This window comes from Pseudomonas sp. BIGb0164 (genome assembly GCF_024810135.1).
Classification (GTDB): Bacteria; Pseudomonadota; Gammaproteobacteria; order Pseudomonadales; family Pseudomonadaceae; genus Aquipseudomonas.
The window spans coordinates 48,143-62,232 of record NZ_JANUEA010000006.1; the positions used below are offsets into that span (position 1 = coordinate 48,143).

The 14,090-nt window shown below is 60.9% G+C and carries 12 protein-coding genes and 4 tRNA genes; 6 read left to right on the forward strand and 10 right to left on the reverse strand.

Annotated features, from left to right (window positions below; all coding sequences use genetic code 11):
• Positions 1-92: 92 nt before the first annotated feature.
• Complete coding sequence (locus tag M2394_RS16860) at positions 93-548, reverse strand: YkvA family protein (RefSeq protein ID WP_178922112.1); 456 nt, start codon at positions 546-548, stop codon at positions 93-95.
• A 417-nt stretch (positions 549-965) separates the two neighbouring features.
• Positions 966-1,706: an FKBP-type peptidyl-prolyl cis-trans isomerase gene (locus M2394_RS16865; protein WP_176996429.1), complete on the reverse strand. Its 741-nt coding sequence runs from the start codon at positions 1,704-1,706 to the stop codon at positions 966-968.
• Positions 1,707-1,953: 247 nt separating this feature from the next.
• Here M2394_RS16865 and M2394_RS16870 point away from each other — a divergent pair, with 247 nt between their 5' ends.
• Complete coding sequence (locus M2394_RS16870) at positions 1,954-3,765, forward strand: di-heme-cytochrome C peroxidase (protein WP_259173219.1); 1,812 nt, start codon at positions 1,954-1,956, stop codon at positions 3,763-3,765.
• Positions 3,762-4,925: a catalase family protein gene (locus M2394_RS16875; RefSeq protein ID WP_178922116.1), complete on the forward strand. Its 1,164-nt coding sequence runs from the start codon at positions 3,762-3,764 to the stop codon at positions 4,923-4,925. Before M2394_RS16870 ends, M2394_RS16875 begins: the two co-directional genes overlap by 4 nt.
• 513 nt (positions 4,926-5,438) lie before the next feature.
• On the opposite strand, the gene M2394_RS16880 is transcribed toward M2394_RS16875, so the two are convergent.
• The 4 genes from M2394_RS16880 to M2394_RS16895 all read right to left on the reverse strand — a co-directional run bounded on the left by M2394_RS16880 (position 5,439) and on the right by M2394_RS16895 (position 5,958).
• Positions 5,439-5,515, reverse strand: a tRNA-Asp gene (locus M2394_RS16880).
• A 19-nt stretch (positions 5,516-5,534) separates the two neighbouring features.
• Positions 5,535-5,610 (reverse strand) — tRNA-Val (locus M2394_RS16885).
• Positions 5,611-5,786: 176 nt separating this feature from the next.
• Positions 5,787-5,863, reverse strand: a tRNA-Asp gene (locus M2394_RS16890).
• Between the two features lie 19 nt (positions 5,864-5,882).
• Positions 5,883-5,958: transfer RNA gene (locus tag M2394_RS16895), tRNA-Val, on the reverse strand.
• Between the two features lie 159 nt (positions 5,959-6,117).
• Here M2394_RS16895 and rdgC point away from each other — a divergent pair.
• The 3 genes from rdgC (at position 6,118) to sugE (ending at position 8,578) form a co-directional block, all read left to right on the forward strand.
• A complete protein-coding gene (gene rdgC / locus M2394_RS16900; protein WP_259173220.1) occupies positions 6,118-7,038 on the forward strand; it encodes a recombination-associated protein RdgC in 921 nt (306 codons plus the stop codon).
• Positions 7,039-7,191: 153 nt separating this feature from the next.
• On the forward strand, positions 7,192-8,151 hold the full coding sequence (locus tag M2394_RS16905; RefSeq protein ID WP_259173221.1) for a bile acid:sodium symporter family protein: 960 nt from the start codon (positions 7,192-7,194) through the stop codon (positions 8,149-8,151).
• A gap of 112 nt (positions 8,152-8,263) precedes the next feature.
• Positions 8,264-8,578, forward strand: a complete 315-nt coding sequence (gene sugE, locus M2394_RS16910) for a quaternary ammonium compound efflux SMR transporter SugE (protein WP_017136389.1) — start codon at positions 8,264-8,266, stop codon at positions 8,576-8,578.
• Between the two features lie 56 nt (positions 8,579-8,634).
• Here the strand turns inward: sugE and M2394_RS16915 are convergent, their stop codons facing one another.
• The 4 genes from M2394_RS16915 to M2394_RS16930 all read right to left on the reverse strand — a co-directional run bounded on the left by M2394_RS16915 (position 8,635) and on the right by M2394_RS16930 (position 13,375).
• Positions 8,635-10,503: an MFS transporter gene (locus M2394_RS16915; protein ID WP_259173222.1), complete on the reverse strand. Its 1,869-nt coding sequence runs from the start codon at positions 10,501-10,503 to the stop codon at positions 8,635-8,637.
• Positions 10,504-10,570: 67 nt separating this feature from the next.
• Positions 10,571-11,719 (reverse strand): TDT family transporter, encoded by a 1,149-nt coding sequence (locus M2394_RS16920; RefSeq protein WP_259173223.1) that lies wholly within the window; start codon positions 11,717-11,719, stop codon positions 10,571-10,573.
• 107 nt (positions 11,720-11,826) lie between these two features.
• A complete protein-coding gene (locus M2394_RS16925) occupies positions 11,827-12,138 on the reverse strand; it encodes a cupin domain-containing protein (protein WP_176996441.1) in 312 nt (103 codons plus the stop codon).
• Positions 12,139-12,181: 43 nt separating this feature from the next.
• Positions 12,182-13,375: an MFS transporter gene (locus M2394_RS16930; RefSeq protein ID WP_259173224.1), complete on the reverse strand. Its 1,194-nt coding sequence runs from the start codon at positions 13,373-13,375 to the stop codon at positions 12,182-12,184.
• 91 nt (positions 13,376-13,466) lie between these two features.
• Here M2394_RS16930 and M2394_RS16935 point away from each other — a divergent pair, with 91 nt between their 5' ends.
• On the forward strand, positions 13,467-14,006 hold the full coding sequence (locus M2394_RS16935) for a TetR/AcrR family transcriptional regulator (protein ID WP_259173225.1): 540 nt from the start codon (positions 13,467-13,469) through the stop codon (positions 14,004-14,006).
• The last annotated feature ends 84 nt before the right edge of the window (positions 14,007-14,090 follow it).

Sequence of the window (14,090 nt, forward strand, 5' to 3'; positions counted from 1 at the left end):
GCCCCGTAGGATAACAACACTTACTAAGTAAGTTCTTTCCTTAGAAGTGTAATCCTAACAGCCACAAAGGTCGCAGGGGGATAGCCGCGTTGTCAGTTTTTTTGCGGGTTTTCCTTTGCCAGCAGTGCTGGGGTCGCCGGCAAGCGTTCAACCACCGCCAGTTTTTCCGGACGCAGGGCATCGCGCCAGGCGCGAAACGCGCTCAGTTCGCCGTCCAGGGTCTTCATGACCCAGGCCAGCACCGCGATGTCGTCGAGCATGCCGAACACCGGGATGAAGTCCGGGATCGCATCAATCGGGCTCAAGAAATACATCAGCGCCGCCACCACCGAGATCAGCGCCTTGGGGCTGATCGCCCGGTACTCACCGCGCCAATAGGCCAGGCACAGGGCCTGGAGCAGCTTGAGATCGTCCTTGAGCTTGCCCAGCCGGTTACCCTGGCTTGAGCCTTTGGCGGCGACCGCGAACAGCAGGGTCGGCAGACGCCCACGCCCGAGCAGGCGCGCGGCCATGGGCAGAAAGCGGGTGAAATTGAAGGGTGCTTTCATCGTCACTCCCGTTCCAGGCGACATAAAATGTTATCCACACAAATTGTGGATAACCTTGTGAACAGAGCCGGTTTTTTCGGCTGAAAGCCACGATCTACAAGGCTTGCAGTCAGATCGGGCATTTTTTGCGCACATAAAAAAACCCAAGATTTCATTGACTTGGCGCTGATCTACGACTACCCGTGCTCGAGTCTTATATCAGACTGTTACCGGCCACGGACGTTCGTTTGGATCTGTAGTGAGCGGGCTTGCCCCGCGCCAGGGGCGACTCCGATCCAAATCCAGGGACTGGGCCTTACTGACACACCGCGGCGGTCACATTGGAGCGGAGTCGCCCACGGCGCGGGGCAAGCCCGCTCACTACAGAAACGACAACGCCCCGTCGAAACGGGGCGTTGTGGGTGCTCAAGGCGCCTATTACTTCTTGGCGGCCGGGGCAGCAGGTGCTTCAGGAGCGTCAGCCTTGGCTGGGTCCTTGATGGCCAGCAGCTTCAGGTTGAACACCAGTACCGAGTTGGCAGGGATCGCCGGGCTCGGGCTCTGGGCACCATAGGCCAGGTCAGACGGGATGTACAATTCGGCTTCTTCACCGACGTGCATCAGTTGCAGGCCTTCGACCCAACCTGGGATCACACCGCTGACCGGCAGGTCAATCGGGCTGCCACGGTCTTCGGAGCTGTCAAAGGTGGTGCCGTTGGTGAGCTTGCCGGTGTAGTGAACAGTCACGACGTCGGTTGGCTTAGGCTGCGCGCCATCGGATTTCTTCACGATCTTGTACTGCAGACCGGAAGCGGTGGTGACGACGCCGTCTTTCTTGGCGTTGTCTTCGAGGAATTTCTTGCCGGCCGCTGCCGACTCTTCGCTCATCTTGGTCATGCGTTCTTCAGCACGCTTTTGCAGTGCGGCAAACGCTTCAACCAGTTCTTCGTCTTTCAGCTTCTGTTCTTTCTTGCCAACGGCATCTTCGATGCCTTGGGCTACCGCTTTGGAGTCCAGGTCATCCATGCCTTCTTGAGCAAGGCTTTTGCCCATGTTCAGGCCGATGCCGTAGGAAGCTTTCTGCGCCGGGGTTTTCAGCTCTACGCTGGTCTGCGAATCACAACCCGCAAGTACCAGGCTAACCAGGGCCACCGCCGCCGCCAACCGATGCTGTTTCATGCTATTTCCTTGTTCATGCGCCAATAGGGCATTCGAATAAAGTCGCGAGCTTATCAGGCGGCCACGACCAATGGCTACCGGCATGTGAGCAGGAAACTTCCGATAAGTTCACGTGTTTAAAAGCATTTTCATTCATTATGGAGGCCCGCGACGGATCGCGGGACCACACGCCACCAGGCTCATGGCCACTTGCCGCACCTGTGACGTGATGGCATAACAACGCTACAACTCGACAAGGATAGTTATCTTGCGCATTTTTTCCCGTGTTTTACTCCTGATATTCATCCTGGTGGGCATCGCCCTGGCCGTGGTGCTCTATTACACCGTGAACCCCAGGCTCCCCGACTACGTGCCCGTGAAGCAGGTGCACTACCAGGATCAATGGAGCGCCGCCGACCGCCAGACCTACTACTTCACGCCCCAGGGCACCCAGGTAAAAGGCCTGCATTACGACTGGTTCACCGCCCTCGAACTGCCGTTTTCCGACGCGCGTTTTGCCACGCCGGAATACCTCGCACGCTTCGGTTTTTTGGTCGACCCCAAGCAAGTCCCTACCACGCAGAACCCCGGCAACCTGCCCGTCGGCTTCGCCCGGCACCAGAACGCCGGCAGCCCCGCCGAGTACCTTGATATCACCTGCGCCGCCTGCCATACCGGTGAGCTGCACTACAAAGACCAGGCCCTGCGCATCGACGGCGGCTCGGCCCAGCATGTGCTGCCTTCCAGCGTGCCGACCCTGCGCGGCGGCAGTTTTGGCCAGGCGCTGGTGGCCAGCCTTGCAGCCACCTATTACAACCCGTGGAAGTTCGAGCGTTTTGCACGCACGGTGCTCGGCGCAGGTTACGACGATGACAGCAAAAAACAGCTGCGCCAGGACTTCAAGCAATCGCTGAACCAGTTCCTCAAAGTCGCCTGGAACGACACCCACCGCGGCCTTTACCCCACCGAAGAAGGCCCGGGCCGCACCGACGCGTTTGGCCGAATCGCCAACGCCAGCTTCGGCGACGCCATTTCCCCGGACAACTACCGTGTCGCCAACGCGCCAGTGGACTACCCGCATTTGTGGGACATCTGGACCTTCGACTGGGTGCAGTGGAACGGCTCGGCCCAGCAGCCCATGGCGCGCAATATCGGTGAAGCCCTCGGCGTGGGCGCCACGCTGCAGTTCTTCGACGGCGCCGGCCAACCGTTGCAAGGCGATGCGCGCTACCCCTCCAGCGTTCGGGTACGTGACCTCAACCTGATCGAAGAAACCCTGCAACGCCTCAAGCCGCCGACCTGGCCCGAAGACTTGTTCGGTGCCATCGACAAGCCGCTGGCCGCTCACGGTCGCGCCCTGTTCGCCGAGAACTGCGCCGGTTGCCACGTGCCTACCGTTACCCAGGAAAATGGCCGCCCGGTGCAGCAACTGAAAATGCTGCCAGTGGACTACATCGGCACCGACCCCGGCACCGCCAGCAACATTGCCGACCAACGCTATGACCTGAGCGCATTGCAGTGGGACCCGGCCGAATTGGCCAAGCTCAATGTCGAGCTGCACCCCACCCCGACCGAGCCGTTGGACCTGAAGAAAATGTCGGTGGCCAAGGGCCTCGCCTACGTCACCGCGTTCGTCGAAGACCACGCCTACCGCGCCGCCGACGTGACCCCGGCCGAACGCCCGCGCCTGGACGGCTACGGCCTGCCCATCGGCGTGCGTGAACTGCGCGCCTACAAGGCCCGCCCGTTGGCGGGTGTCTGGGCGACCCCGCCGTTCCTGCACAACGGTTCGGTGCCGACGATCTACCAATTGCTCTCGCCCCAGGACGAGCGCAGCACCACCTTCTATAAAGGCACGTTCGACTACGACCCGCGCCACCTGGGCTTCCAGACCGCCGCGTTCAAGAACGCCTTCCTCTTCGACACCAAAATCACCGGCAACCACAACAGCGGCCATGAATTCCGCGCCGGCCAACGGGGCAACGGCGTCATCGGCCGTGGCCTGCTACCGCAGGAGCGCTGGGCGCTGCTGGAATACCTCAAAGTGCTGGGCGGCCCGCTGGAGCAACAACTGCCATGATTATCCGATCGCAATACAACGAACGCTCTCTTCTGGCCCGCCTCTGGCTGCGCCTGGGCCGGTTTCTCGGTAAAACCCTGCTGTGGCTGGTCGGCCTCGGGTTGCTTGGCTGGCTGGCCGCCACGGCCTGGTTTGCCTGGCAACACAGCGGCCCGGTGTCGCCCAACGAGCAGATCCCGGCCGGCGAAGCGGCGATGACCCAAGGCATCATCCAGACCGCTGTGCGCATCGTCGACCAGCACCGCGAGGGCACGCGCTACCTGCGTGATGCCCACGCCAAGGCCCATGGTTGCGTGAAGGCAGAAGTCAGTGTGCTGGCAGACCTCGACCCCGCATTGCGCCAGGGTGTGTTCGCCGAGCCAGGCAAGACCTGGCAAGCGATGATGCGGCTGTCCAACGGTAACGCCTACCCGCAATTCGACAGCATCCGCGATGCACGGGGCATGGCGATCAAGTTGCTCGATGTACCGGGCAAACAACTGATGGCCGACCAGCAAGCGCGCACGGAGCAGGACTTCGTGATGTTCAGCCACCCGAACTTCTTTGTCAGCGACGTGGCGGAGTACGCGCAAAACATCGGCGCCCAGGCCGACGGCAAGAAGGTCCTGGCGTTCTTCCCCAAGCTTGATCCACGCAGCTGGCAGGTGCGGCACTTGTTCATCGCCTTGGCAACCCTGGCCCCCGCGCCGGCCAGCCCGACGCAGACCACGTACTTTTCGGTTTCGCCCTACAAGTTCGGCACGGCCAATGCCAAGTTCCGTGTCGCGCCCGACCCGCAAAGCTGCCCGGAGTACGTCCTGCCCAAACAGAACCAGGATCTGCCGAACTTCCTGCGCAGCGCCCTGAATCAACAGCTTTCCACCGACCGCGTGCCGGCGTGTTTCGTGCTGCAGATCCAACGGCAGAATCCGCAGAAATTCATGCCGATCGAAGACACCAGCATCGAATGGAAGGAAAGCGACGCGGCGTATGAAACCGTGGCCAAGGTGAAGATCCCGCCGCAGGATTTTGATACGCCAGCGCTGAACCTGGCGTGTGACAACCAGTCGTTCAACCCGTGGTTTGGCCTGCAAGCGCACCGCCCCATCGGCGGGATCAACCGCCTGCGTAAAGCGGTCTACGAAGCGGTCAGCGACTACCGTCACAGCCGTAATCTGTAGGAGCCGGTTTGCCGGCGATGGCGGTCAGTCAGAGACACCGCCATCGCCGGCAAACCAGCGCCTACACAGGCCGTCTGCGCTCATCCCGTAAAGAATGCGTATGGATCGCTCCACTCGCATAACGATTACGTCGTCTCGCTTGAGCAACCCAGCCCGCGCACTCTACCGTCACTTCCTACCCCAACACCCGTAGGAAATCATCGTGGAAAGTTCAACTTTAGGCATGGTCGTCCTGACAATGATTGCGCTCTTCGGCACCGCCGCATTTTGCTTCGAGCACCTGGCCACGCGCGCCGAAAAGAAAAAGAAGAGCAAATAAGCGGACCGTTCCAATCTGCACAACCCCAGCTTTCAAAGGGATACCCGGGCACCGGGAAGTGTGGGTGCGCATGGCGTAGGTGCGACAGAAACGGGAGGCGACCCCGTAGGCAGAAAATCCGAGCAAAAAAAAGCCCGCTCAATGAGCGGGCTTCTTGTAGCAACCTGGCGTTCAGTGTTCCAGGTTGCCGAATATGGCGCAGCGGACGGGACTCGAACCCGCGACCCCCGGCGTGACAGGCCGGTATTCTAACCGACTGAACTACCGCTGCGCGTAACACGTGAAGCGAATGGTGGGTGATGACGGGATCGAACCGCCGACCCTCTGCTTGTAAGGCAGATGCTCTCCCAGCTGAGCTAATCACCCTTCGTTTCGGTGTGGGCGCATCATACACCAAAAAATCGTAATGTCTTGATTTAAATGCAATTTATTTAAAAAAAGTTTAAATCGCGATTTTTTGCCATATTTCGGACAAAGAAAAGCCCGCGATTAAGCGGGCTTTCTGTGGTGACCTGGCGTTCAGTGTTCCAGGTTACCGAATATGGCGCAGCGGACGGGACTCGAACCCGCGACCCCCGGCGTGACAGGCCGGTATTCTAACCGACTGAACTACCGCTGCGCGTAACACATGAAGCGAATGGTGGGTGATGACGGGATCGAACCGCCGACCCTCTGCTTGTAAGGCAGATGCTCTCCCAGCTGAGCTAATCACCCTTCGTTTCGGTGTGGCGCGCATTCTACGGAGCGACCTTGGGTCTGGCAAGCACTTTCTTAAATCTTTTTTTTGAGGCCTTCCAATGGCTTAGGCAGGGTTGGCCTGGGGCGCTATCAAGAGAATAATGCCCTCCTTTGTATAAAGGAGAGACTCACCCCATGTGGTTCAAGAACCTGCTTATCTATCGCCTGACCCAAGATCTGCCTGTTGATGCCGAGGCGTTGGAAGCGGCCATGGCCACCAAGCTGGCGCGCCCCTGTGCCAGCCAGGAGTTGACCACTTACGGTTTCGTCGCACCGTTTGGTAAAGGTGAAGACGCTCCCCTGGTTCACGTCAGCGGTGACTTCCTGCTGATCGCCGCCCGCAAGGAAGAACGCATCCTGCCGGGTAGCGTGGTGCGTGATGCACTCAAAGAGAAAGTCGAAGAAATCGAGGCCGAGCAGATGCGCAAGGTCTACAAGAAGGAACGCGACCAGATCAAGGACGAGATCATCCAGGCCTTCCTGCCGCGCGCCTTTATCCGTCGCTCGTCAACCTTCGCCGCCATCGCGCCGAAACAGGGCCTGATCCTGGTGAACTCGGCCAGCCCCAAGCGCGCCGAAGACCTGCTGTCGACCCTGCGTGAAGTAATCGGCACCCTGCCGGTTCGCCCACTCACCGTCAAAACCGCGCCAACCGCGATCATGACCGACTGGGTTACCACCCAGAAGCCGGCCGATGACTTCTTCGTCCTCGACGAATGCGAACTGCGCGACACCCACGAAGACGGCGGCATCGTGCGCTGCAAGCGCCAGGACCTGACCGGCGAAGAGATCCAGCTGCACCTGACCACCGGCAAGGTCGTGACCCAGCTGTCCCTGGCGTGGCAGGACAAGCTGTCCCTCATGCTCGACGACAAGATGACCGTCAAGCGCCTGAAGTTCGAAGACCTGCTGCAAGACCAGGCCGAACAGGACGGCGGCGACGAAGCCCTGGGCCAGTTGGATGCGAGCTTTACCCTGATGATGCTGACGTTCGGCGACTTCATCCCGGCGCTGGTTGAAGCGTTGGGCGGTGAAGAGACTCCGCAAGGGATCTAAAGCCTGCGGAGATCAAAATGTGGGAGCGGGCTTGCTCGCGAATGCGGTGCTTCAGTCACCAGATACATTGACTGGTCCACTGCATTCGCGAGCAAGCCCGCTTCCACATTTGATTGCATTCCACTTCCAGAAACCAATAACAAGGACATCCCCATGCGCGCACTCGCCGCCTTGAGCCGCTTCGTCGGCAATACCTTCGCCTACTGGGTGTTGATCTTTGCCGTGTTGGCGTTCCTCGAACCGGGCTGGTTCATCGGCCTCAAGGGCGCCATCGTGCCGCTCCTAGGCGTGGTGATGTTCGGCATGGGGCTGACCCTCAAACTCGAAGACTTCGCCGAGGTCGCCCGCCACCCGTGGCGCGTTGCCCTGGGCGTGGTCGCGCACTTCGTGATCATGCCCGGCGTGGCCTGGTTGCTGTGCCAGGCCTTCCACCTGCCGCCGGAAATTGCCGTCGGCGTGATCCTGGTCGGTTGCTGCCCAAGCGGCACCTCCTCCAACGTGATGACCTGGCTGGCCCGAGGCGACCTGGCGCTGTCGGTGGCCATCGCCGCCGTCACCACCCTCCTCGCCCCGTTGCTGACACCCGCACTGATCTGGCTGCTGGCCTCGGCCTGGCTGCCCGTTTCGTTCATGGAGCTGTTCTGGTCGATCCTGCAAGTGGTGCTGCTGCCCATCGTGCTCGGCGTGCTGGCGCAACGTTTGCTCGGCGAGCGCGTGCGCCATGCGGTAGAGGTCTTGCCGCTGGTGTCGGTGGTGAGCATCGTGATCATCGTCGCGGCGGTGGTTGCCGCGAGCCAGGCGAAGATCGCCGAGTCGGGCCTGTTGATCATGGCGGTGGTGATGCTGCACAACAGCTTTGGCTACCTGCTGGGTTATTTCACCGGCCGCCTATTCGGTTTGCCACTGGCGCAGCGCAAGTCGTTGGCGCTGGAAGTGGGCATGCAGAACTCCGGGCTGGGCGCCGCCTTGGCCAGTGCGCACTTTTCGCCGTTGGCGGCGGTGCCGAGTGCACTGTTCAGCGTCTGGCACAACATTTCCGGGGCGTTGCTCTCGACCTACTTCCGCCGCATGAGCGAAAAGGAAGACCGTCGCGCACTGGAAACCACGCCGTAAACTTGATCGTCCGATCAATATTCGGCACTCTACCGAGCTTCGCGGGGACGACCTCGCGACGCTCTCAAGCGCCTAATCCGGGGACGACCCCACGTCTGTAGAGAGGGTCATCATGTCCTGGATCATTCTGTTTTTTGCGGGTTTGTTTGAAGTCGGCTGGGCCGTAGGCCTGAAGTACACCGACGGTTTCAGCAAGCCTTTGCCCACTGCCCTGACCATTGCGGCCATGGCGATCAGCCTGGGTTTGCTGGGGCTGGCGATGAAGGAACTGCCGCTGGGCACGGCCTACGCGATCTGGACCGGCGTGGGTGCGGTGGGCACGGTGATCGCCGGGATCATCCTGTTCGGGGAATCCATGGCGCTGTTCCGGCTGGCCAGTGTGGCGTTGATCATTTGCGGGTTGGTAGGGCTCAAGATCAGCGCTTGAAGCACTACCGCCTTCGCGGGCTTGCCCGCGAAGAGGCCATCTCATTCAGCACGAACCTACCTGACGTTCCCCCGCAACCCGCCTACCGCCTCCTGCAATCGCGCGGGCGTCGGCCCGTCCACCGGCTCACCCGCCACCAACACCACCCGCGACCAGACCCGATGAAAGAACCCCTTCTTCGGATCGCGACTGAAGAAACTCCCCCACAACCCCTGCAGCGCCATCGGAATCACCGGCACCGCCGTCTCCTCCAGAATGCGCGTCACGCCACCACGAAATTCGTTCATCTCACCGTCGGTCGTCAGCTTGCCCTCCGGGAAGATGCACACCAACTCCCCTTCCTTCAGGTACTGCGCGATCCGCGTGAAAGCCTTTTCGTAGATCTGGATGTCTTCGTTGCGCCCCGCAATCGGAATCGCCCCGGCGGTGCGGAAGATAAAGTTCAGCACCGGCAAGCGGTAGATCTTGTAGTACATGACAAAGCGAATCGGCCGACGCACTGCGCCGCCAATCAACAGCGCATCGACAAACGACACGTGGTTGCACACCAGCAACGCGGCACCCTCATCCGGGATGGCTTCCAGGTTGCGATGCTCCACGCGGTACATGGAATGGCTGAGCAGCCAGATCATGAAACGCATGGTGAACTCGGGGACGATCTTGAAGATGTAGGTGTTGACCGCGATGTTGAGCAGCGACACCACCAGGAACAACTCGGGGATCGACAGCTTGGCCACGCTGAGGAGCAGGATCGACACGATGGCCGACACCACCATGAACAGGGCATTGAGGATGTTGTTGGCCGCGATCACCCGCGCCCGCTCGTTCTCGGCAGTGCGCGACTGGATCAACGCGTACAGCGGCACGATATAGAAGCCGCCGAACACCCCCAGGCCGAGGATATCGAACAACACCCACCAGGCCTGGCCGTAACCGAGCACGGCCAGCCAGTCATTGGCCTGCACGTTCTGCGGGAAACCACCCGAATGCCACCACAGCAACAGGCCGAACACGGTCAGGCCGAACGAGCCGAACGGCACCAGGCCGATTTCGACTTTGCGCCCGGAAAGCTTCTCGCACAGCATGGAACCCAAGGCGATGCCCACGGAGAACACCGTGAGGATCAGCGTCACCACGGTTTCGTCGCCGTACAGCCACTCTTTGGCGTACGCCGGGATCTGCGTCAGGTAGATCGCGCCGACAAACCAGAACCACGAGTTACCAACGATGGAACGCGAAACCGCCGGTGTCTGCCCCAGGCCCAGGCGCAAGGTGGCCCAGGATTCGCTGAAGATGTTCCAGTTCAGGCGCAGCCCCGGAGTCGACGCCGCCGCCCGTGGAATGCTGCGACTGGCCAGGTAACCCAGCACCGCCACGCCGACGATTGCCACGGACACCACCGGTGCGTAATGGGTAGACGACATCATGATCCCGGCACCAATGGTGCCGGCCAGGATCGCCAGGAACGTGCCCATTTCCACCAGGCCGTTGCCGCCGACCAGCTCATCTTCATGCAGGGCCTGGGGCATGATCGAATATTTCACCGGGCCAAACAGCGCCGAGTGGGTGCCCATGGCGAACAGCGCCAGCAGCATCAACTCCAGGTGGTTGAACATGAACCCGGTCGCGCCCACGGCCATGATCACGATCTCGCCGATCTTGATCGCGCGGATCAACGCGTCCTTGTTGAATTTCTCGCCAAACTGCCCGGCCAGCGCCGAAAACAGAAAGAACGGCAGGATGAACAGCAGCGCGCACAGGTTGACCCAAATCGAGCGGTCACCGTCGATGGTGAGCTTGTAGAGGATGGCGAGGATCAGCGATTGCTTGAAGATGTTGTCGTTGAAGGCGCCCAGCAACTGGGTGACGAAAAACGGCAAGAAGCGCCGTGTGCGCAGCAAAGTGAATTGCGAGGGGTGGCTCATCGTCCATGTACCTGCGTGGCCTGTTGGGCTTTTATTAAAAACAGGCCACGACTTTACCTAATCCCGCTTACTTATTCCCTAGTCCTGCAATGCATGGGGAAACAAAAAGCTCACCTTTATAGGCACCCTGCACCGTGCGCTTGGCAACAATCAGCCACATCAGCGCCAAGGCCACCACCAGCACGCTGCCCATCACACTGAAGAAACCCAGGTGCAGCACGTTCGCCAGTTTCAGCGTCGCCAGGGCATACACCCCCAGCGGGAAGGTGAAGCCCCACCAGCCGAGGTTGAACGGGATACCGGCGCGCAGGTAACGCAGGGTGATCAGTACGGCGATCAGCATCCACCATAAACCAAACCCCCACAGCGTGATGCCCGCCACCAGGCCCAGGCCGTTGGCCATCTCACCGACACCGGGCAAGCCATTGGCCGCAAAGATCGCCGGTGCGTCACCGCCAAGCAACAGCATGCCAAGGGCGCCGGTGCCGATGGGGCCCAGGGCCAGCCAGCTGGAGGCGGCCATATTGGCGTGGGGCAATTTATGCAGGGCCATGCGCAGCATCAGGATGGTCAGGATGCTGAACGCCACCGGCAGCGAAAACGCCCACAACACGTAGCTGGTCACCAGCATCACCAGTTGCGAATGGGCGTCTGCCAAGTGCGGCGCGAGCAAGCCTCCGCTGGCGGCGGCCACTTCGGCGGCAACCACCGGCAACAGCCAGACGGCGGTCATCTGGTCGATGCTGTGCTCCTGGCGGGTGAACATCATGAACGGGATCAGCACGCCGCAGGCCAGGGCCATCGCCACGTCCAGCCACCAGATCACTTCGGCCAGGGCGATCACACTGTTGCCCCAGCGCGGCAGGCCGAACAGCAGCAAGCCATTAAGGATAGTCGCCAAACCCATCGGGATGGTGCCGAAGAACATCGAAACGGTGGAGTGCCCGAAAATCCGCCGCGCCTCGTGGAAGAACATCACCCAGCGGGCGGTGTACAGGGCGCTGAACAACACGAACAAGCCGATGGTGAACATCCACAGCGCTTCGGCAATGGCATGCAGGCCTGGCACGTTGACGGGCAACTGGGCCAAGGCCAACGCCAGTACACCGGTGCCCATGGTGGCGGCAAACCAGTTGGGGGTGAACTGGCGGATCACTTCCCGTGGTCGGGTCAGGTGACTGAAGGGTTTGTAGCGGAGGGTAGTCGAGCAGGTCATGGTGGTATTCCTCTTCCTCGCATGAGGTTGAGACCATCATAGAACCCTATCGAATATCTATATAACGGGTAATATCTCTATCTGTTATCTACTTTGCAGATATACGATCAAACACTGCCTTCGCATTCGATTACCAGGATTCGTGCCGGGCCTTGTGGATGCGCCACATGCTCGGTGCCGACACTGGCGTAGAAGATATCCCCCACCGCCAGCTCTGCCACGTGCTCAAAGCCGTTATCGCGGTAATGCATGTGCACCCGGCCATCGAGCACCACGAAGACTTCTTCACCGTCGTTGATGTGCCAGCGATACGGCTGGTCGGTCCAGTGCAGACGGGTGGTGATGCCGTTCATGTTGGCGATGTCCAGCGCCTCCCAGGCACGGCTGCCGGTGAAGTCCTTGCTGCGGATGATCTTCATGCGTGAACCTCGATCAGGCGGTACGGGTGGCGATTATTACCCATCAAGCGCCCGTCGTCGCCCTGGCCCGCGCCGAATCCTGCATCAGCAAGCCGCCCAAGGCACTCAAGGCCAGCACGATCAACACCGCGCCGTAGCCGTCGGTGGTCACGATCAGGCCAAACACCCGGCTCAGATTGCCGGCCAACAGCGCCGGCAGGCAGAACGCCAGGTAGCTCAGCACATAGAACGCCGACATCAAGCCCGCCCGCTCATGGGGCAACGCCAACCCGACGATGCTGCGAATACTGCCCATGAAGCCGCCGCCAAAGCCAAAGCCCGCGATCACACTGGCGACGAAGAACAGCCACAGGCTGGCGCTCTGCACGGCGACCAACAGCAACGCCACGCCGACAGCCAGCAGCAGTGCGGACAAGCGCATGACTTTGTCAGCCGGGTATTCGCGCAGGCGGTAGATCATCACCGCGCCGCTCAAGGTCACCACCGCCACCAGGCCGCCGCCGATCAAGTGGGAGGTCGAACCAGTTGCCGCCCGCACCAGCGAAGGCGCCAGGGAAGAAAAGAACCCACCCAACGCCCACACCGCCACGTTCAGGGGCATCGCCAGCCACAACGCACGGCGGGCCTGCGCGGGCACATGCAGGGTCGGTGCGAGGGATTTCAAGGCCCCCGGGATACGGCTGACGGTTTCGGGCAAACGCCACACGTACAACGCCTGCAACACCATCAAGGCGAGCATCACCAGGTAGATGAGCTGGGTCGGGTGTGGCGCGAATTCCACCAGCAAGCCGCTGCCCAGGCCGCCACTGGCCATGCCCAGCAACGGCGCCAGGCTGTTGAGCATAGGGCCGCGCAGGCGGTCGGTGTCGAGCAATGTGGCGCTCAATACCGCCGTCGCCGTGCCGGTGGCGAAACCTTGCAGGGCGCGTGCGGCAATCAGGTAGGCGGTGCTGTCAGCGTTGATAAACAGCAGCATGGCCACGATATTGAGCAGCAAAGCGACGAAAATCACCGGCTTGCGCCCCAGGTAATCCGACAGCGAGCCCACGGTCAGCAGCGCCGCCAGCAGGCTCACGGCGTACACGCCGAAGATCACCGTCAGCATCGCCGCCGAAAAATGCAGATTGTCCTGATACACCTGATACAGCGGCGTCGGCGCACTGGAGGCGGCGAGAAAGGTCAACACCGTGACGACCAGAAACGCCAGGTTCGAACGGTTGGAAGTAGGACTGGACATCGGCACGCTCCGCTAAAGCTAACATTTTGCTTTTGCAGAGTGTGCTACCGGAAAGCGCTTAAAGCAAATTCTTTGTGTTAAGGTTTTAGGCATGGCTATTAAAGAAGGTCTTCGCCCGGGGGGCCGCAGTGCCCGGGTCCAGGAATCAGTGCACAACGCCACGCGCGAACTGCTGGAGGCTCACGAGCGTTCCAGCGTGACGGTGCCGATGATTGCTGCGCGCGCGGGCGTCACGCCCTCCACTATCTATCGACGTTGGGGCGACCTTTCCGTGTTGCTGGCGGATGTCGCCTTGGCACGCATGCGCCCGGACAGCGAGCCGGCCAATACCGGCAGCCTGCGTGGCGACCTGCAAGCCTGGGCCGAGCAATACCTGGATGAAATGAGTTCGGAGCCGGGGCGCAACATGATGCGTGACCTGCAGTGCATGATCACGCCCGGCTACTGTGTGAGCATCCTGAGCGGGCAGTTGCAGGCAATTGTCGATCGTTACCCGGACCCGACCCCGCCGAGCGTGGATCATTTGATCAACCTGCTCGCCGCGCCGACGGTGTTTCGCATCCTGTTCTCGACCGCACCGCTCTCGGTGCAAGAGCTGCACGCCCTGATCGAGCTAGCCCTCAAGAAATAAAGGCCTCACACAAAACCCATGTGGGAGCGGGCTTGCTCGCGAATGCGGTCAGTCAGTTGATACATTCATTGACTGATACACCGC

What these genes read in the sequence shown, in the direction of transcription:
- M2394_RS16860 (WP_178922112.1), bottom strand. Translation starts at nt 548, where the DNA reads ATGAAAGCACCCTTCAATTTCACCCGCTTTCTGCCCATGGCCGCGCGC.
- M2394_RS16865 (WP_176996429.1), bottom strand. Translation starts at nt 1,706, where the DNA reads ATGAAACAGCATCGGTTGGCGGCGGCGGTGGCCCTGGTTAGCCTGGTA.
- M2394_RS16875 (WP_178922116.1), top strand. Translation starts at nt 3,762, where the DNA reads ATGATTATCCGATCGCAATACAACGAACGCTCTCTTCTGGCCCGCCTC.
- rdgC (WP_259173220.1), top strand. Translation starts at nt 6,118, where the DNA reads ATGTGGTTCAAGAACCTGCTTATCTATCGCCTGACCCAAGATCTGCCT.
- M2394_RS16905 (WP_259173221.1), top strand. Translation starts at nt 7,192, where the DNA reads ATGCGCGCACTCGCCGCCTTGAGCCGCTTCGTCGGCAATACCTTCGCC.
- sugE (WP_017136389.1), top strand. Translation starts at nt 8,264, where the DNA reads ATGTCCTGGATCATTCTGTTTTTTGCGGGTTTGTTTGAAGTCGGCTGG.
- M2394_RS16915 (WP_259173222.1), bottom strand. Translation starts at nt 10,503, where the DNA reads ATGAGCCACCCCTCGCAATTCACTTTGCTGCGCACACGGCGCTTCTTG.
- M2394_RS16920 (WP_259173223.1), bottom strand. Translation starts at nt 11,719, where the DNA reads ATGACCTGCTCGACTACCCTCCGCTACAAACCCTTCAGTCACCTGACC.
- M2394_RS16925 (WP_176996441.1), bottom strand. Translation starts at nt 12,138, where the DNA reads ATGAAGATCATCCGCAGCAAGGACTTCACCGGCAGCCGTGCCTGGGAG.
- M2394_RS16930 (WP_259173224.1), bottom strand. Translation starts at nt 13,375, where the DNA reads ATGTCCAGTCCTACTTCCAACCGTTCGAACCTGGCGTTTCTGGTCGTC.
- M2394_RS16935 (WP_259173225.1), top strand. Translation starts at nt 13,467, where the DNA reads ATGGCTATTAAAGAAGGTCTTCGCCCGGGGGGCCGCAGTGCCCGGGTC.